Here is an 18,116-nt window from a genome sequence, read left to right on the forward strand (position 1 = left end):
GAAGGCTTACAAGGCAGCGATTCGGGCGGTTTGAGGGCGTTTCGAAGCGGCGGCGCGGTCAGAAGTGCCGCCAGCCGGTCAGCGACTCGACGGGACTTCCTTGCCGGTCGAGCAGGCGCACCCCCTGCCCCGCCGCGATCCGGCCGATCCGCGTCACCGCCGTGCCCGCCGCCACGGCCGCCGCCTCGATCGCCGCCCTTGTCGTTGATGGGGCGCTGAACAGCAGCTCGTAATCTTCGCCGCCACCCCAGGCGATGTCCTGCAGGGACGGGTCGAGGGCGATGGCGGCGCGGGCGGCGTCGGACAGCGGCAGCCGTGCCAGCTCGACCTCCGCCGCCGTGCCGGAGGCGTCGCAGAGATGCGGCAGGTCGCCCGGCAGCCCGTCCGACACATCCATCGCCGCATGGGCCAGGCCGACCAGGGCGCGGCCGAGCGCCATGCGCGGCTCCGGCACGCGGTGGCGCTGCGCCAGCGCCTCGGCAGCGTCCGGCGCCAGGCCGGGCAGCCGGCCGAGGATCACGCGCAAGCCCAGCGCGGCGTCGCCGAGCGTGCCGCTGACATAGACGTCGTCGCCCGGCCGGGCGCCGGAGCGGCGCAGCATCGCGCCCTGCGGCACCGTGCCGAAGGCGGTGACCGACAGCACCGCGGTTCCCGGGGTCCGCACCGAATCGCCGCCGAGCAGCCCGATGCCGTACAGCGCCTGGTCGGCCGCCAGCCCTTCGACGAAGCGTTCGATCCAGCCCTCATCCGGCTGCGTCGGCAGCGCCAGGGTCAGGGTATAGGCGAGTGGCGCCGCGCCCTTGGCCGCGAGGTCCGACAGGTTCGAGCGCAGCAGCTTCTGCGCCACCCGCATCGGATCCTCGTCCGCCAGGTAGTGGACGGTCTCAACCATGGCGTCGGTGGTGACCACCAGGTCGCGGCCCTCGCCGGGGTCGAGCAGCGCCGCGTCATCGGCCAGGCCGAGCGCGCCCTTCGTGGCGCGGGCCAGCGGCCGGAAGTAGCGGTCGATGCGCTCGAACTCACCGAGGCCCATGGCGGCTCCTAGCCGGCGCGGGGTTCGCCGTCCCGGGGTTCATGGGGCCGCTGCTCGCGGGCGATGCGGTCGAGCACCGCATTCACCATCGCCGGCTCCTTGCCGCCGAAGAAGGCGCGGGTGACGTTGACGTATTCCGAGATCACGATCGGCGCCGGCACATGCAGGTTGGCCAGCAGCTCCCAGGCGCCGGCCCGCATCACGCAGCGCAGCAGCAGGTCGAGCCGGGCCAGCGAAAACTGGCTGTCGAGCGCACCGGAAACCAGGGCGTCGACCTCATCGCTGCGCACCCGGGTGCCGCGCACGATGTCGCCGAACAGCGGCGCGTCGGGCTCGACCATGGCCTCGCCCTCGATCGGCTCGCCGAAGCGGTGATGGACGAACTCGGCGATCACCTTGTCGAGCGGCGTGCCCGACTGCTCGAGCTGGTACAGCGCCTGGACGGCGGCCAAGCGGGCGGCGCTGCGGCGGGCCTTGGCGGAGGGTTTGGGAGTCGCCATCGGTCAGGCCGTGAGTTGCTTGAAATGCCGCTTGAGCTCGATCATCGCCAGCGCGGCCCGGGCGGCGCCGCCGCCCTTGTCCATCTCGGCAACCTTGGCGCGGGCCCAGGCCTGGGCCTCTGTCTCCACGGTCAGGATGCCGTTGCCGATGGCGAGGCCGTGGCGCAAAGCGAGGTCCTGCAAGCCGCGGGCGCTCTCGTCGCACACCGTGTCGTAATGCGAGGTCTCGCCGCGGATGACGCAGCCGAGCGCGACATAGCCGTCGAAGCGGCGCGCCGAGGTCGAGGCGATCTGCACCGCGGCCGGGATCTCCAGCGCTCCCGGCACGGCGATGCGCTCATAGGTGGCGCCGATCTGCTCCAGCACCTCCACGGCGCCACGCGCCAACTCGTCGGTGATGTCCTCGTAGAACCGGGCCTCGACGATCAGGATGTGCGGCGCCGGCCCGGTGAAGGACACGGGCCGCTGTTCTTCGGTCTTGGCGACCATCTCAATCCTCCTGGAGGCCAGCGATGGCGCGCTGCTCGACCACGGTCAGGCCGTAGCCGTCGATGCCGACGATAGTGCGCGGATGATTGGACAGCACGATCAGCTTGCGCACGCCGAGGTCGAGCAGGATCTGGGCGCCGACGCCGTAGTCGCGCAACTCGTGCCCGCTCTCCTTCGCCGGCATGCCCTTCAGCCGCCGCTGCAGCCGCTCGCTCAGGCTGTCGGGCTGCGGCTCGCGGATCAGCACCACGACGCCCCTGCCCTCGCGGCCGATCTCGGCCATCGCCCCGTGCAGGATGCCGGCATTGCCGCCATGGACATCGCCGAGCACGTCGTCCAGCACGTTCAGCGCATGCATCCGCACCGGCACCGGGTCGTCGCCGGAGATGTCGCCCTTCACCAGCACGACATGCTCGGCGTAGCGCGCGGTGTTGACATAGACCAGCATTTGCCACTCGCCGCCCCAGCGGCTCTCGATCGTGGTTTCGAGCTTGCGTTCGACCAGCGATTCCTTGCAGCGGCGATAGGCGATCAGGTCGGCGATGGTACCGATCTTGAGGTTGTGGAACTGGGCGAACTTCACCAGGTCCGGCAGCCGGGCCATGGTGCCGTCGTCGTTCATGATCTCGCAGATCACCCCGGCCGGGTACAGCCCGGCCAGGCGCGAGATGTCGACAGCCGCCTCAGTGTGGCCGGTGCGCTCCAGCACGCCGCCATCACGCGCCACCAGCGGGAAGACATGGCCGGGCGTGGCCACGTCGGCCGGGCCGCAGGCCGGGTCGATCGCGACCGCGATGGTGCGGGCGCGGTCGGCGGCCGAGATGCCGGTGGTCACGCCTTCGCGCGCCTCGATCGAGACGGTGAAGGCGGTCTGGTGGCGCGAGGCATTGCTGCGGGTCATGAGCTGCAGGCCGAGCTCGTCGATCCGCTTGTGCTCCATCGCCAGGCAGATCAGGCCGCGGCCGTAGCGGGCCATGAAGTTGACCGCCTCGGCATCCGCCATCTGCGCCGGGATCACCAGGTCGCCCTCGTTCTCCCGGTCCTCGTCGTCGACCAGGATGAACATGCGGCCCTGGCGCGCCTCCTCGATGATCTCGTCGATCGGCGAGAGCAGCGCCTGATCGTCGGGACTCAGCCGGTTGTCTTGCGATCCCGCAGCAGGCGCGCCGTGTACCGCGCCAGCATGTCGATCTCCAAGTTCACGCGGCGATCCGTGCTTAAGCTTCGAAAGGTCGTGCATGACTGCGTGTGCGGAATGATGTTGACGCCGAAGCGGCAGGTGCCGGACGGGGTGTCGGCGACCTCGTTGACGGTCAGCGAGACGCCTTCGATGGCGACCGAGCCCTTGGAGGCGATATAGTCCGCCAGCTCGGCCGGGGCCTCGATGGTGAAGCGGACGCTGTCGCCCTCGGGCCGGCGGTCGATGATGGTGCCGACGCCGTCGACATGGCCGTAGACCAGATGGCCGCCGATCTCGTCCCCGAGCTTGAGCGAGCGTTCGAGATTGACCTCGGTGCCGACCGCCCAGTCGCCCAGCGTGCTGCGCGACAGAGTCTCGGCCGAAGCCTCGACCGCGAAGCGGCCGGGGCTCTTCTCGATCACGGTCAGGCAGACGCCGTTATGGGCGACCGACGCGCCGATCTCGATCGTCGACGTGTCGAAGGCCGTCTCGATTGTGTAGCGGGTGTCGCCTCGCCGCTCGATCGCCGCGACGCGCCCCACATCGGTGATGATGCCGCTGAACATGGCGGGCACCCTATGACGGTCGCGCTGTGGTTTCCAGCGAAACCACACGAAACCAGACGCCGGTCAGGGTCGCTCGCCGCGCAGTTGCTCGACGAAGTCGCTGAAGGCACCGGGTTCCTGGAAGTCGCGGTAGACCGAGGCGTAACGGATATAGGCGACCTTGTCGACGCCGCTCAGCGCCTTCATCACCATCTCGCCGATCGACTTGGACGGGATCTCGCTCTCGCCCGAGCTTTCGAGCTGGCGGACCAGCGAATTGACGATCCGTTCCAGCCGCTCGATGTCGATGTCGCGCTTGCGCAGGGCGATGCGCATCGAACGCAGCAGCTTCTCGCGGTCGAAGGGCTCGCGCTGCCCGCCTGACTTGATCACCGTCAGCTCGCGCAGCTGGATCCGTTCGAAGGTGGTGAAGCGGGCGCCGCAGGCCGGGCAGAAGCGCCGCCGCCGGATCGCCGAATTGTCCTCCGTGGGCCGCGAATCCTTCACCTGGGTATCGTCGTGGCCACAGAACGGGCAGCGCATCGGTCCCCCCGGAAATGGTTTCGCCCACAGCGAATGGATACCATCCGTTGTGGGCGTACCACAATCTATGGAGTGCGGCGACGGGCCGACGCCAGCCCGTCGCGAACTGCAACTCTCAGAGGTCCGGCCTAGAGATCCGGATAAATCGGGAACCGGGCGCAGAGCGCCTCGACCCGGGCCCGCACCGCCTGCTCGACCTTCGAGTTGTCGTCGGGGTTGGCGGCCAGGCCGTCCAGCACCTCGACCGCCATCTCGCCGATCTGGCGGAACTCCGCCAGGCCGAAGCCGCGCGAGGTCGCGGCCGGGCTGCCCAGGCGGACGCCGGAGGTGATGGTCGGCTTCTCCGGGTCGAACGGCACGCCGTTCTTGTTGCAGGTCATGCCGGCATGCTCGAGGCTGGCCTCGGCCGCCTTTCCGGTCAGCTTCTTCGGCCGCAGGTCGACCAGCATCAGATGCGTGTCGGTGCCGCCGGAGACGATGTCGAGCCCACCGGCGCGCACTGTCTCGGCGAGCAGCTTGGCGTTCTCGACCACCGCCTTGGCGTAGAGCTTGAACTCCGGCCGCAGCGCCTCGCCGAAGGCCACCGCCTTGGCGGCGATGACATGCATCAGCGGACCGCCCTGCAGGCCGGGGAAGACCGAGGAGTTGATCTTCTTGCCGATTTCCGGGTCATTCGACAGCACCATGCCGCCGCGCGGGCCGCGCAGGGTCTTATGCGTGGTGGTGGTGACGATGTGGGCGTGCGGCAGCGGGCTGGGATGCACGCCGCCGGCGACCAGGCCGGCGAAATGCGCCATGTCGACCATCAGATAAGCGCCGACCGAATCCGCGATCTGGCGGAAGCGGGCGAAGTCGATGATCCGCGGATAGGCCGAGCCGCCGGCGATGATCAGCTTCGGCTTGTGCTCGGTGGCCAGGCGCTGCAGCTCGTCATAGTCGATCCGGGCATCGTCGCGGCGGACGCCGTACTGCACCGCGTTGAACCACTTGCCGGACTGGTTCGGGGCCGCGCCGTGGGTCAGGTGGCCGCCGGCCGCCAGCGACATGCCGAGCACGGTGTCGCCCGGCTGCAGCAGGGCGAAGAACACCGCCTGGTTGGCCTGGGCGCCGGAATGCGGCTGGACATTGGCATAGGTGCAGTCGAACAGCTTGCAGGCACGCTCGATCGCCAGCATCTCGGCCACGTCGACGAATTCGCAGCCTCCGTAATAGCGGCGGTTCGGGTAGCCCTCGGCGTATTTGTTGGTCAGGACCGAGCCCTGGGCCTCGAGCACGGCGCGGGAGACGATGTTCTCGCTGGCGATCAGCTCGATCTGCGTCTGCTGGCGCTTCAGCTCGTCCCCGATGCCACGCAGCACGGCCGGGTCGGTGTCTTCCAGGCGGGCGGTGAAGAGGGAGCTGGCGGCGGTCATCTTGGCGGCGGAATCGGGAGAGCTCATGGGGCGATTATCCTGGTCAGGCTGCAGGCACGTCGAGCTTGGCGATGCGATCTCCGTGCCGACCGCCTTCGTAATCGGTGGACAGGAACACGGCAAGGCAATCCCGGGCGGTCTCGAACCCGATGATTCGGGCGCCGAGCGCGAGCACGTTCGCATCGTTGTGCTGGCGGGACAGCCGGGCGGTGGTGACGTCGTGGCAAAGCGCCGCACGGACACCGCGATGGCGGTTGACCGCGATCGAGATGCCGATGCCGGTGCCGCAGACCACGAGGCCACGCGATGCCCGGCCATCCCCGATCGCCCGCGCCACGGCATGGCCGAAATCCGGATAATCGACCCGGTCCGGGCCGTTGGTGCCGAGGTCGAGCACCACCAGCCCCTGCGCCTCGATCACGGCCCTGAGCTGGTCCTTCAGGGCGTAGCCGGCATGGTCGGCGGCGATGGCGACAGTCTTGGCGGCGTCAGTCATTTTGGTCCGGTCACATGGGGCACGGTTGACCTTCGCATATTTTGCTTTGGAGAGTGAGCCGGAACGTGGCTCAATTCCGGCGCGCATGCGGTCGGATCCGGCCACAGCTTGCAGTTGCACAATAGTCAGTAGTTTTCCCATTATCGTTGACACGCGCCATATCAAATGCGACCTCGGCGTCGCTGTTGACGACAGATAGAAAAGGATTTGAACAATGGAGGATCAAGCAAGCATGAACGGTCGAAGCGCCGACGATCTGGTGCAAATGACCACCCAGATTGTGACATCCTATATTTCCCGCAATACGGTTCCGACCGATCAGCTCGGGACGGTGATCCGGACCATTCACGATGCATTGCGAAATGTCGGATCCGGCCCGGTGGCCGCGCCGACGATGGCGGCGGCCAAGCCGGCGGTGCCGATCCGGCGCTCGATCCAGCCGGACTACATCGTCTGCCTGGAGGACGGCAAGAAGCTGAAGATGCTGAAGCGGCACCTGCGGACGACCTACGGCCTGTCGCCCGAAGAGTATCGGGCGAAGTGGGGCTTGGCGGCCGACTATCCCATGGTCGCGCCGAACTATGCGGAACAGCGCTCCGCCTTCGCCAAGAAGATCGGCCTGGGCAGGGCCCGGCACGGCTGATCGTCTGCGCCCCCGGCCGGGACGCTGCAGCGTTGGCCCGCATATCTCATGCGGGCCGGGCTGGCGGCGTCCCGGCCCCTGTGCTGTTATGCGCCACGTTTTGATCGTTTCCGGAGTTCGCCCATGACTTCCGCCGCCGCTACCGCGGCCGCCAAGCCGGCACAGACCGGCCGTGCCGCCTTCAACTGGGAGGACCCGCTCCTGCTCGAGGAGCTGCTGACCGAGGAGGAGCGCATGGTGCGCGACGCGGCGCGCGCCTATTGCCAGGAGAAGCTGCTGCCGCGCGTGCTCGAGGCCAACCGGCACGAGGTCTTCCACCGCGAGATCATGAACGAGATGGGCGAGCTCGGCTTCCTCGGCTCGACCATCGACGGCTATGGCTGCGCCGGCGTCAACTATGTCTGCTACGGCCTGATCGCGCGCGAGGTCGAGCGCGTCGACAGCGGCTACCGCTCCGCCATGTCGGTGCAGTCGAGCCTGGTGATGCACCCGATCTATGCCTACGGCACCGAAGAGCAGCGCCAGAAGTACCTGCCGCGCCTGGCCACCGGCGAGATCGTCGGCTGCTTCGGCCTGACCGAGCCCGACGCCGGCTCCGACCCCGGCTCGATGAAGACCCGGGCACGCAGTGTCGCCGGCGGCTACAGCCTGTCCGGCGCCAAGATGTGGATCACCAACTCACCGATCGCCGACGTCTTCGTGGTCTGGGCCAAGGACGACAGCGGCGAGATCCGCGGCTTCATCCTGGACCGCGGCATGAAGGGCCTGTCGTCGCCGAAGATCGAGGGCAAGTTCTCGCTGCGCGCCTCGACCACCGGCGAGATCGTGATGGACGAGGTGTTCGTTCCGGAAGAGAACCTGCTGCCCAACGTCAAGGGGTTGAAGGGCCCGTTCGGCTGCCTCAACAACGCCCGCTACGGCATCGCCTGGGGCGCGATCGGCGCGGCCGAATTCTGCTGGCACACCGCCCGGCAGTACACGATGGACCGCAAGATGTTCGGCCGTCCCCTCGCCGGCACCCAGCTGATCCAGAAGAAGCTGGCCGACATGCAGACCGAGATCACCCTCGGCCTGATCTCGGCCCACCGCCTGGGCCAGCTCAAGGACGAGGGCAAGGCGGCGCCGGAGGCGATCAGCCTGATGAAGCGCAACAACTGCGGCAAGTCGCTGGACATCGCCCGCCAGGCCCGCGACATGCTCGGCGGCAACGGCATCGCCGACGAGTTCAATGTCATCCGCCATGTGATGAACCTGGAGGCGGTCAACACCTATGAGGGCACGCATGACGTGCACGCGCTGATCCTCGGACGGGCCCAGACCGGCCTCGCCGCCTTCTGATCACGGCCAGGCTGCGGATAAGCAAAAGGCGCGCCCCTCTCGGGACGCGCCTTTTCCGTGATCAAACGGCAGGCGGCCTCAGGCCGCGCTGGTCACCGGCTGGTCGGTGGTATAGGCGAGATTGCCGGACCAGAAGCCCTCGAGCCGCCGCAGCGTGGCGTTCAGCGTCTCGACGTCGCCGACCCGCAGACCCGTGCCCTCCAGCGCATCCGCCTGGCGGCTGAACATGGTCTCGAGCTTTGACCGCAGCGTCTGCCCCTTGCTGGTCAAGCGGACCCGGGTGGAGCGCCGGTCGTGCTGCGACCGCTCCTGCGCCAAATATCCGTTCTCGACCATCTTCTTGACGTTGTACGAGACATTCGAGCCCAGATAGTAGCCACGGGCGGTCAACTCGCCGATGGTCAGCTCGTCCATGCCGATATTGTACAGAATCAGACTTTGGACGTTGTTGATGTCTTGGACGCCGAAGCGGTCCAACTCTACCTTGACCACATCCAGAAAGCAGCGGTGAAGCCGCTCAATGAGCGCGGTCATGCGGTAATAGGGATGATGCATTCAGACCTCCGACCCACTGGCGCTTTGTACTATCTAGACCGCCGTTCCACCACTCATAAAGCCACTTTAGACAAAATCATCCAAAACGAAAGTGTTGTCAGCAGGACAGGTGTTCACTGCAATTTGCACCGCATTCAGGACGAATTCGCGCTAGATCGATGCTTTAGGTTGGCACAGAGGACATTTTTGATCCTCTCGACGGAAGTTATCAACCCTTCGCGTGCATGTTCTGTTTCTCGCCTCATGCCGTCCGCCGTGGCGGCGCGCCGCACGGAGTTGTTTCCCGCCGGGCCTCCGTCCTAGAGTGCGCCCGCTGACCCAGCCGCCGCCATCTAGTCGTCGAGTGTCCCGATGTCCCGCCTGCCCTTCCCCGGTGCCTACCCGACCACCCGCACGCGACGCCTGCGCACCGACGGCTGGATCCGCGAGCTGGTGGCCGAGACCCGGCTGGGCCCGTCCGACCTGATCTGGCCGATCTTCGTGGTCGAGGGCGACCAGAAGCAGCCGGTCGAATCGCTTCCCGGCGTCACCCGCTTCGACCTGGCCGGCGCCGCCGAGGCCTGCCGCCGCGCCCGCGACCTCGGCATCCCGGCGGTGGCGCTGTTCCCGATGATCGACCGGGCCCTGCGCAGCGAGGACGGCGCCGAGGCCTGCCGGGCCGGCAACCTGGTGTGCCGTGCCATCGCCGCGATCAAGGCGGCGGTGCCGGATCTCGGCATTGTCGTCGACGTCGCCCTCGACCCCTTCACCAGCCACGGCCATGACGGGCTGATCCGCGACGGCCGGATCCTGAACGACGAGACGGTCGAGATCCTGGTCCGCCAGGCGCTGGTCCAGGCCGAGGCCGGGGCCGACATCGTGGCGCCGTCGGACATGATGGACGGCCGCATCGGCGCGATCCGCTCGGCGCTGGACGGCGCCGGCCGGCAGGACGTCAAGATCATGGCCTATTCGGCGAAATACGCCTCGGCCTTCTACGGCCCGTTCCGTGACGCGGTCGGGTCGACCGGCGTGCTGGTCGGCGACAAGAAGACCTACCAGATGAATCCGGCCAACACCGACGAGGCGCTGCGCGAGGTCGAGCTCGACCTGCGCGAGGGCGCCGACATGGTGATGGTGAAGCCGGGCCTGCCCTATCTCGACATCATCCGCCGGGTGCATGACGGTTTCGGCGTGCCGGTCTTCGCCTATCAGGTCAGCGGCGAATACGCGATGATGAAGGCGGCGGCGCAGAACGGCTGGCTCGACTACGACAAGGCCCTGATCGAGGTGCTGACCGCGTTCAAGCGCGCCGGAACCTCGGGCGTGCTGACCTATGGCGCCGTCGAGGCGGCGGAGCTGCTGGGCTGAGCCTTGCGGGTGCGGGATGCTGATCGTGGCAACGGTATTGGTCATGCCGAACTAGAACAAAGACGGAACATTCAGTCAAGCAGAACAGCCGCAGCGCCGCTTCAGCCCGCCGCCAGCCAGTCGCGGATCGCGGCGGTCTGGTCGGCCGCCATCAGCGCCGGGGCGTGACCGCAGCCGAGGACGGTGAGCAGCGTGGTGTCGGGCCGCGCCGCCATGCGCTCGGCGGTCGCCGCGGTCAGCAGGTCCGACTCCGCGCCGCGGACCACCAGCACCGGGCAGCGGATCTGGTTCCAGACCATCCACAGGTCGACATCGGCGACCGGGCCGGCAAAGGCCGCGGCGATGCCGGGGTCGTAGGCCAGGCCGAGCGCGCCGTCCTGCCGCCGCCGGGCGCTGTGCTCCGCCAGATGCCGCCACTGCCCGTCGGTCAACGGCCCGAAGGGCGCATGCACCCGCCGCAGATAGGCCTCGAGCTCGCCGGAATCGGCGAAGGCCGGGTCCTGTCCGACGTAGGACCCGATTCGCAGCAGCGCCGCCTGCGGGATGAACGGCCCGACATCGTTCAGCACCAGCCGGCGGATCGGGGTGTTCGGCTGGGCCGCCAGCATCATGCCGATCAGCCCGCCCATCGAGGTGCCGACCCAGTCGACCTCCGTCACGTCGAGCCGGGCGATCAGCGCCGCGGCGTCGCCGAGATATTGCGGATAGCCGTAGAGGGCCGGGTTGGCGAGCCAGTCACTGCGGCCGCGGCCGACCACGTCCGGGCAGACGACCCTGCGGCCGGACCAGGCCAGGTCGGCGGCCAGACTGTCGAAGTCCCGGCCGTTGCGGGTCAGCCCGTGCACGCACAGCACCGGCGGCTGCGCGCGATCCTCGCCCCAGGAGACATAGGCCAGGTGATGGAAGCCGCCGAGGCCAAGCCCGAGGAACTGATGTTCAATCGGCTCCATCTCAGGCCGCCCGCGCCGCGGCCGGGCGCAACGCGCCATCTTCGACCTGCACGAAGCGGCGGGCCTCGAAGCCGTTGAACCGGGTCTGCAGCACGTTGGAATAGGCGCCGATCTGGCCGAACTCGATCCAGTCGCCCTCGCGCACATCCTCGGGCAGCGGCGAGGTGCCGGGCAGGCTGTCGTAGCTGTCGCAGGTCGGGCCGAACAGGGCGAAGCTGGCCAGCCTTCCGCCGGCGCCGCCGGGCCGCAGCAGCCGCACCGGATAGACGGTGCGGAACAGCTTCATGTCGGCCAGGCTGCCATAGGCGCCGTCGTTCAGATACAGCCGGTGGCCGCGCCGGAACTCGACCTTCACCACCAGCGAGCAGGCCTCGGCCACCAGGGCCCGGCCGGGCTCGCAGAACACGGCACGGCCGGGGTCGACCGGCAGCCGGGCCAGGCCGGCGCGGATCGCGGCGACGAAGGCGGAGAGCGGCGGCGCTTCGGTGCCGACATAGGCGGCGGGAAAGCCGCCGCCGACATCGATCACCGGGACCGGCACGCCGGTCCTGGCCAGGACGCCGGCGCAGATCGTCAGCGCGCTCTCATAGGCGCCCGGGTCCAGGCATTGCGAGCCGACATGGAAGGTCAGGCCGGCGCGGCTGCCGGTGCCGGCGATGCGGCGCAGCAGCGCCGGCGCGGCCTCGATCTCGGCGCCGAACTTGCCGCTCAGGTCGCAGACCGAATTGAAGCGGGGCATGTCGACCCGCACCACCAGCGTCAGGTCCTGCGCCCCGCCGGTCACGGCCAGGATCTTGTCCAACTCCTCCTCATGGTCGAGGCAGAAGGTGCGGATGCCGTAGCGGCGATAGGCCAGCTCGACCGCCTGGCGATTCTTCACCGGGTGCATGTAGTGCGAGACGGCGCCGGGCAACGCCGCCGCGGCCTCGATCTCGCTCAGCGAGGCGACGTCGAAATCGCGCAGGCCGCCGGCATGCAGCCCGGCCAGCACCGCCGGATGGTCGTTGCACTTCACCGCATACATCACCGTGCCGGGAAACTGGCGCCGGAACTCCGCCGCCGACTCCCGCAGCACTTGGGGCCGCAGACAGTAGACCGGCTCCTCGGGGCGGAGGGCGGTGACCATGGCGAGGGCGTCGGCGAAGGATTCCATCGAGCCATCCTGCTGACCGCCGCCGGACGCGCGGCACGTCTGCATCATCTGGGGAGGACCGGCAGCTTGGCTAGCCCCCTATGCAAATAGACCGAAGCGCACCCGGCGCCGCGGATCGACCCCTGCGCCTCGATGGCGCCTCGCTTCGAATCAGACAGATTATTATAACACAGCACGCCGCGACCGATCCTGGGCGGCACGGAGACACAACCGATGAGATGGCTTCGCCGCGGCGCGAGCGCACTGGCCTGCCTCCTGTTGCTGCTCGTGGTACTGGCCGGTGCCGGCCTGTGGTGGCTGCGCACCGGGGTGCCCGCCGAATCGGGCTCCGTCACGCTCGACGGCCTGTCCGGCCCGGTCCGGGTCTATCGCGACGGCCACGGCGTGCCGACGATGTTCGCCCAGAGCGACGGCGACGCCTATTTCGCCCTGGGCTGGCTGCATGCCCGCGACCGGCTGTGGCAGATGGAGATGCAGCGCCGGATCGGCGCCGGCCGGCTGTCCGAGCTGATCGGCGGGGCCGGGCTGCGGTTCGACAAGCTGATGCGGACGCTCGGCATCTATCGCCTGGCCGAGGCGGATGTCGCCGCCCAGTCGCCGGAGACGCGGGCGGCCCTCGACCGCTACGCCGCCGGGGTCAATGCCTGGATCGACGACCACCCCGGCGCGCTGCCGCCCGAATTCACCCTGCTGTGGACCCGGCCGGAGCCGTGGCGTCCGGCCGATTCGCTGGTCTGGAGCAAGCTGATGGCGCTGCAGCTGTCGGCCAACTACCGCGACGAGATTCTGCGCGCCCAGGTGATCGCCAGGCTGGGGCCGGATCGCGCCCGCACCCTGTTGCCCGATCTCGAGACGCTGCCGCCCGCCACCCTCTCCGCCCTCGACCAGGCCGCGCCGATGCTGACCGCGCTGGCCCAGGCGCTGCCGCCGCCGCTCGGACCCCGCACAGCCTCGAACGAATGGGTGGTGGGGCCCAGCCGCACCGATACCGGCGCGCCGATCCTGGCCAACGACCCGCATCTAGGCTTGAGCGCCCCGATCCTGTGGTACCTGGCGCGGATCGAGACCCCGACCCTGTCGGTCGCCGGCGCCACAGTGCCCGGCGTGCCGCTGACCATCCTGGGCCAGAACCGTCGGATCGCCTGGGGCTTCACCACCACCGGGGCGGATGTCGAGGACCTGTTCCTGGAGACGGTCGACCCCGCCGACCCGAACCGCTACCGGACGCCGGACGGCAGCGCCGCCTTCGAGACCCGGAGCGAGACCATCGCCGTCTCCGGCGGCGACCCGGTGACGCTGACCATCCGCAGCACCCGGCACGGGCCGGTGCTGTCCGACCTCGACCCCGGCATGGCGGAGTTGGCCGGCAAGGACAAGGTCGCCGCCCTCGCCTTCACCGCCCTCGCCCCCGGCGACACCGCCGCCGATGCGCTGTATCGGCTGAACCGCGCCGGCAGTTGGAAGGAGTTCCTGGCGGCGATGCGATACTTCCGCACCCCGATCCAGAACGTCGTCTATGCCGATGCCGACGGCGATATCGGCTTCCTGGTCCCGGGGGCGATCCCGATCCGCCGTTCCGGAAACGGCAGGCTGCCGGCGGACGGCGCCTCGGGCGACCAGGACTGGACCGGCATGATCCCGTTCGAGGCCTTGCCCCAGGCGCTGAACCCGCCCAGCGGAGCCATCGCCAACGCCAACAACGCCCCGGTCGGGCCTGGCTTTCCCTATTATATCGGCGACGGCTACGACGTGCCCTTCCGTGCCCGCCGCATCGTCGAGATGCTGGACGCCGACGGCCCGAACACGGTCACACGCAGCCAGGCGATGCAGGCCGACACGCTGACCACCGAGGCGCGGGACCTGCTGCCGCTGATGACCGCGATCGAGCCTGCGGACGACCGCATGGCCAAGGCCCTGGCGCTGCTGCGCGGCTGGGACCTGCGGATGGACCGCAACCGGCCGGAACCGCTGGTCTACATGGAATGGCTGCGGCGCTTCGCCCATGCCGTGTTCGACCCGCCGCTGGGGCCGCTGGCGGAGGATTATTTCGGGCTGCGCCCGACGGTCCTGGCAACGATCCTGACCCGCGACCCGTCCTGGTGCGGCGACGCTGCGGCGCCGGACTGCAAGGCCCTGCTGCGGCAGACCCTGGGCGAAGCGCTGGACGCGCTGGCGCAGCGCCACGGCGCCGACATCGCCGCTTGGCGCTGGGGCGCCGAGCATATCGCGCCGCTGGAGGCGCAGGTGCTGTCGCGCGTGCCGCTGGTCGGCAGCCTGATCTCGCTGGCGATCCCGACCGACGGCGGGCCCTACACCCTGAACCGGGGCGCCACCACGATCACCGATCCGGAGACGCCCTATGCCGACACGCATGGCGCCGGCTACCGCGCCGTCTACGACCTGGCCGACCGCGGCCGGTCGCGCTTCATGATCGCCACCGGCCAGTCCGGCAACCCGCTGTCGCCGCATTGGGGCGACCTGGTCGCGGATTGGCGAGACGGAAGATACTTGACGTTGCATGGTGGCGAGGCTGATCTCGCCGCTGCCGGGCAGTCGCTGACGACCCTGCAGCCGCGCCAATGACAGGACGCCAGATGAGCCCCGCCCCGCTGCCGGTCACCATCGACGACATCCGCGCCGCCGCCGCGGCCCTTGAGGGCCAGGTGGCCCGGACGCCGGTCATCCCGGCGCCGCTTCTGTCCGGCATCCTCGGCTGCGAGCTGTTCCTGAAGCTGGAGACGCTGCAGCGCACCGGGTCGTTCAAGGACCGTGGCGCCTACAACAAGCTGCGTTCGCTTGGCGAAGACGAGCGCAAGCGCGGCGTCGTTGCCATGTCGGCCGGCAACCACGCCCAGGGTGTCGCCTACCACGCCACCCGGCTGGGCATCCCGTCGACCATCGTGATGCCGACCTTCACCCCCTTCACCAAGGTGGCGAAGACCGAGGGCTACGGCGCCAAGGTGGTGCTGGTGGGCCAGACCCTCGACGATAGCATGGGCCATGCCCGCAAGCTGGTGGATGCCGAGGGCCTGACCCTGATCCACCCCTATGACGACCCCTACATCATCGCCGGCCAGGGCACGGCCGGGCTGGAGATCCTGGCCGATGTGCCGGACCTGGACGACCTGGTGGTGCCGATCGGCGGCGGCGGGCTGATCTCCGGCATCGCCATCGCCGCCCGGTCGATCAACCCGTCGATCCGGATCACCGGCGTCGAGGCTGCTCTCTATGCCTCGATGAGCGACGCCGTCGCCGGCCGCACCGGCATCTATGGCGGCGCCACCATCGCCGAGGGCATCGCGGTGAAGAGCCCGGGGGTGCTGACCCGGCAGATCATCGCCGCGCTGGTCGACGACATCGTCGCGGTCGAGGAGACGGTGCTGGAGCAGGGCGTGCACCAACTGATGACCCAGCAGAAGCTGGTGGCCGAGGGAGCCGGCGCGGCCGGCATCGCCGGCATCCTGGCCAACCCGGAGCGCTTCGCCGGGCGCAGGGTCGGCGTGGTGGTGTGCGGCGGCAACATCGATCCGCGCATCCTGGCCTCGATCCTGATGCGCGGCCTGGTGCGCAACGGCCAGCTCGCCCGGCTGCGCATCGAGATCGAGGACTCGCCGGGCGTGCTGAGCCGGATTGCCGGCATCATCGGCACCACCGGCGGCAACATCATCGAGACCTATCACCAGCGCCTGTTCTTCCAGATCCCGGTGAAGCGGGCTGACATCGATGTGGTGGTCGAGACCCGCGACCGCGCCCATGTTGACGTCATCATCGGCAAGCTGATGGAGGGCGGCTATCCGGCGACGCTGCTGAGCGATGTCGGCGCATGAGGGACGGCCGCAGCCGGGACGGGTAACCGCATGAAGCGCGTGCTGATCACCGGCATGTCCGGGACCGGGAAGACCGCGGTCATCCACGAGCTGGCGGCGCGGGGGCATGAAGCGCGCGACCTCGACACGCCGGAATGGTCGGAATGGGTCGACGCCGATCCCGCCGACACGCTGACCCCGGGCGAAGGCAAGGACTGGGTCTGGCGCGACGATCGCGTCCGTGCTCTGTTGACTGCGCCGCGCGACCGGACGCTGTTCGTCAGCGGCACCTGCGAAACCATGGGCCGGTTCCTGCCGCTGATCGACATGGTGATCCTGCTCTCCGCCCCCGTCCCGACGCTGCTGGAGCGGCTGGCGGCGCGCGGCCTCGACGGCTACGGCCACACCGAGGAGGAGCGGCGCAAGGTGGTCGAGCTGGTGGGGATGATCGAGCCGCTGCTGCGGCAATCCGCCGACCACGAGATCGACACGCGCCGGCCGGTCGCCGCCACGGTCGACGAGATCCTGCGGCTGACATGAGGCCGCGGTGGATTCCGTCAACATGCCTTTCCATGGCGGGCCGGCATCCGAGTCGCTTGCCGACGATCCGGCACTGTGGTGCAGTATGGGCATGAGGTTGGCCTCCCGGCCCAGGAGCGCTTGATGTCCGTCATCGACGGCAAGCTCGGTCGTCTGCAGCATTTCTACCGGTCGGGCCCCCTGCCCTGTCCCTACATACCCGGCCGTGTCGAGCGCAAGCTGTTCACCCGGTTGAATGGCGGCGACGCGCGGGCGCTGAACACCACCCTGTCGCAGGCCGGGTTCCGGCGCAGCCACGACATTGTCTACCGCCCGGTCTGCCCCGGCTGCCGCGCCTGCGTGCCGGTGCGGATTCCGGTGGCGCGGTTCGCGCCTGGCCGCAGCATGCGCCGGACCTGGACCGCCAATCTCGACCTCGCCTGCCGCTCGGCCCTGCCGATCGGCAGCGACGAGCAGTTCGCCCTGTTCCTGCGCTACCAGCGGCACCGGCACGGCGACAGCGACATGGCGCGGATGTCGCGGGCCGATTACGGCAGCATGATCGAGGAAGGCAGCGGCAGCGCCGCGCTGATCGAGTTCCGCGACCCGACCGGCGCCTTGCGCGCGGCTGCGCTGGTGGACGTACTTGAGGACGGTCTGTCCGCGGTCTACAGCTTCTACGACCCCGACGTGCCGGAGCGAAGCCTCGGCACCTATGTGATCCTGGCTCTGGTCGAGGAGGCTCGCCGGACCGGCCTCGACCACGTCTATCTCGGCTACTGGATCGGGCAGAGCCAGAAGATGGCCTACAAGGCCCGCTTCCAGCCGCTGGAAGCCCTCACCGACAACGGCTGGACGACGCTCGACCCGGCCGGGTGAGCCACCGTCCTTCCCGCGACGCAGCAAAGTCGCATATGGAGGCCGAGGGACCGGCGCAATCGCCGGTTGGTCTCGCCTGCGAAAGCTGATATTTCGCAGCGGCGAATTGCATCGGTCCAATCGACGGCGCTGAAGCGTCCAGGAACGGGGGAGGTCAGATGGGGGCTTTGCTGGGTGCCAGCCGCGTCGTCGACGCGGTGAACGGCTGGGTCGGACGGACCGTGTCCTGGCTCGTGCTCGCCGCCATCCTGGTCAGCGCCGGCAACGCCATCCTGCGAAAGGCCTTCTCGATCAGCTCCAACGCCTGGCTGGAGCTGCAATGGTACCTGTTCTCGGCGGTGTTCCTGCTGGCAGCGGGCTACACGCTGCTGAAGGGCGAGCACGTCAAGGTCGACATCCTTTACGGCCGCTGCTCGCGCCGCACCCAGATCTGGATCGAGATCTTCGGCACTCTGTTCTTCCTCCTGCCCTTCTGCGTCATCGCCATCCTGCTGTCCTGGCCTGTGGTGGTGGACAAATTCATCAGCGGCGAGACGTCGGGCGACGCCGGCGGCCTGATCCGCTGGCCGGTCTGGGCCCTGATTCCGGCCGGCTTCGCCCTGCTGGCGCTGCAGGGGCTGTCGGAGCTGGTCAAGCGGATCGCCATCCTGTCGGGCCGCACGCCCGACATCGTCCAGACGCACGGCCACGAAGCCGACCCGCTCTGATCCGGCCCACCAGCCCCT

At 68.9% G+C, this 18,116-nt stretch carries 19 protein-coding genes; 8 read left to right on the forward strand and 11 right to left on the reverse strand.

Features of this window, described 5'->3' with window-relative positions; translation table 11 throughout:
* Window positions 1-58: 58 nt before the first annotated feature.
* The 8 genes from thiL to rpiB form a co-directional block, all read right to left on the reverse strand.
* Window positions 59-1,033: a thiamine-phosphate kinase gene (gene thiL, locus QFZ27_RS28275; RefSeq protein WP_429229784.1), complete on the reverse strand. Its 975-nt coding sequence runs from the start codon at window positions 1,031-1,033 to the stop codon at window positions 59-61.
* An 8-nt stretch (window positions 1,034-1,041) separates the two neighbouring features.
* Complete coding sequence (nusB, locus tag QFZ27_RS28280) at window positions 1,042-1,533, reverse strand: transcription antitermination factor NusB (protein WP_429229785.1); 492 nt, start codon at window positions 1,531-1,533, stop codon at window positions 1,042-1,044.
* Between the two features lie 3 nt (window positions 1,534-1,536).
* Window positions 1,537-2,022 carry a 6,7-dimethyl-8-ribityllumazine synthase gene (locus QFZ27_RS28285; RefSeq protein ID WP_429229786.1) on the reverse strand — a complete coding sequence of 162 codons (486 nt, stop codon included), beginning with the start codon at window positions 2,020-2,022 and terminating at the stop codon, window positions 1,537-1,539.
* Window position 2,023: 1 nt separating this feature from the next.
* Window positions 2,024-3,157, reverse strand: a complete 1,134-nt coding sequence (ribB, locus tag QFZ27_RS28290; RefSeq protein WP_429232506.1) for a 3,4-dihydroxy-2-butanone-4-phosphate synthase — start codon at window positions 3,155-3,157, stop codon at window positions 2,024-2,026.
* Window positions 3,154-3,768, reverse strand: coding sequence for a riboflavin synthase (locus tag QFZ27_RS28295; protein WP_429229787.1), 615 nt, complete (start codon window positions 3,766-3,768; stop codon window positions 3,154-3,156). Before QFZ27_RS28295 ends, ribB begins: the two co-directional genes overlap by 4 nt.
* A gap of 63 nt (window positions 3,769-3,831) precedes the next feature.
* On the reverse strand, window positions 3,832-4,290 hold the full coding sequence (gene nrdR / locus QFZ27_RS28300; RefSeq protein ID WP_342235068.1) for a transcriptional regulator NrdR: 459 nt from the start codon (window positions 4,288-4,290) through the stop codon (window positions 3,832-3,834).
* Between the two features lie 128 nt (window positions 4,291-4,418).
* A complete protein-coding gene (glyA, locus tag QFZ27_RS28305; RefSeq protein WP_429232507.1) occupies window positions 4,419-5,702 on the reverse strand; it encodes a serine hydroxymethyltransferase in 1,284 nt (427 codons plus the stop codon).
* A gap of 43 nt (window positions 5,703-5,745) precedes the next feature.
* Window positions 5,746-6,198 carry a ribose 5-phosphate isomerase B gene (rpiB, locus tag QFZ27_RS28310; RefSeq protein ID WP_429229788.1) on the reverse strand — a complete coding sequence of 151 codons (453 nt, stop codon included), beginning with the start codon at window positions 6,196-6,198 and terminating at the stop codon, window positions 5,746-5,748.
* Window positions 6,199-6,412: 214 nt separating this feature from the next.
* On the opposite strand from rpiB, the gene QFZ27_RS28315 reads away from it, so the two are divergent.
* Together QFZ27_RS28315 and QFZ27_RS28320 are read left to right on the forward strand one after the other, a co-directional pair.
* Window positions 6,413-6,841, forward strand: a complete 429-nt coding sequence (locus QFZ27_RS28315; protein ID WP_429229789.1) for a Ros/MucR family transcriptional regulator — start codon at window positions 6,413-6,415, stop codon at window positions 6,839-6,841.
* Between the two features lie 123 nt (window positions 6,842-6,964).
* On the forward strand, window positions 6,965-8,179 hold the full coding sequence (locus QFZ27_RS28320) for an acyl-CoA dehydrogenase (RefSeq protein ID WP_429229790.1): 1,215 nt from the start codon (window positions 6,965-6,967) through the stop codon (window positions 8,177-8,179).
* A gap of 78 nt (window positions 8,180-8,257) precedes the next feature.
* On the opposite strand, the gene QFZ27_RS28325 is transcribed toward QFZ27_RS28320, so the two are convergent.
* On the reverse strand, window positions 8,258-8,734 hold the full coding sequence (locus tag QFZ27_RS28325) for a MarR family winged helix-turn-helix transcriptional regulator (RefSeq protein ID WP_429229791.1): 477 nt from the start codon (window positions 8,732-8,734) through the stop codon (window positions 8,258-8,260).
* Window positions 8,735-9,085: 351 nt separating this feature from the next.
* Between QFZ27_RS28325 and hemB the strand changes: the two genes are divergently transcribed.
* Window positions 9,086-10,084: a porphobilinogen synthase gene (gene hemB / locus QFZ27_RS28330; RefSeq protein ID WP_429229792.1), complete on the forward strand. Its 999-nt coding sequence runs from the start codon at window positions 9,086-9,088 to the stop codon at window positions 10,082-10,084.
* Window positions 10,085-10,185: 101 nt separating this feature from the next.
* Here hemB and QFZ27_RS28335 read toward each other — a convergent pair whose 3' ends face one another.
* Complete coding sequence (locus QFZ27_RS28335) at window positions 10,186-11,034, reverse strand: alpha/beta fold hydrolase (protein WP_429229793.1); 849 nt, start codon at window positions 11,032-11,034, stop codon at window positions 10,186-10,188.
* A gap of 1 nt (window position 11,035) precedes the next feature.
* Window positions 11,036-12,187, reverse strand: a complete 1,152-nt coding sequence (locus QFZ27_RS28340) for a type III PLP-dependent enzyme (protein WP_429229794.1) — start codon at window positions 12,185-12,187, stop codon at window positions 11,036-11,038.
* A 213-nt stretch (window positions 12,188-12,400) separates the two neighbouring features.
* Between QFZ27_RS28340 and QFZ27_RS28345 the strand changes: the two genes are divergently transcribed.
* From QFZ27_RS28345 to QFZ27_RS28365, 5 genes are all read left to right on the forward strand, one after another.
* Entirely contained in the window at window positions 12,401-14,770 is a 2,370-nt protein-coding gene (locus QFZ27_RS28345) for a penicillin acylase family protein (RefSeq protein WP_429229795.1), read from the forward strand.
* Window positions 14,771-14,781: 11 nt separating this feature from the next.
* On the forward strand, window positions 14,782-16,014 hold the full coding sequence (locus tag QFZ27_RS28350) for a threonine ammonia-lyase (RefSeq protein ID WP_429229796.1): 1,233 nt from the start codon (window positions 14,782-14,784) through the stop codon (window positions 16,012-16,014).
* Between the two features lie 30 nt (window positions 16,015-16,044).
* Window positions 16,045-16,533 carry an AAA family ATPase gene (locus tag QFZ27_RS28355; protein WP_429229797.1) on the forward strand — a complete coding sequence of 163 codons (489 nt, stop codon included), beginning with the start codon at window positions 16,045-16,047 and terminating at the stop codon, window positions 16,531-16,533.
* 123 nt (window positions 16,534-16,656) lie between these two features.
* Window positions 16,657-17,391: an arginyltransferase gene (locus QFZ27_RS28360; RefSeq protein ID WP_429229798.1), complete on the forward strand. Its 735-nt coding sequence runs from the start codon at window positions 16,657-16,659 to the stop codon at window positions 17,389-17,391.
* A 158-nt stretch (window positions 17,392-17,549) separates the two neighbouring features.
* Entirely contained in the window at window positions 17,550-18,098 is a 549-nt protein-coding gene (locus QFZ27_RS28365; RefSeq protein WP_429229799.1) for a TRAP transporter small permease subunit, read from the forward strand.
* Window positions 18,099-18,116 lie beyond the last annotated feature (18 nt).

Origin of the sequence: Inquilinus ginsengisoli (assembly GCF_050434925.1) — a bacterium.
GTDB lineage: Bacteria > Pseudomonadota > Alphaproteobacteria > DSM-16000 > Inquilinaceae > Inquilinus > Inquilinus ginsengisoli_B.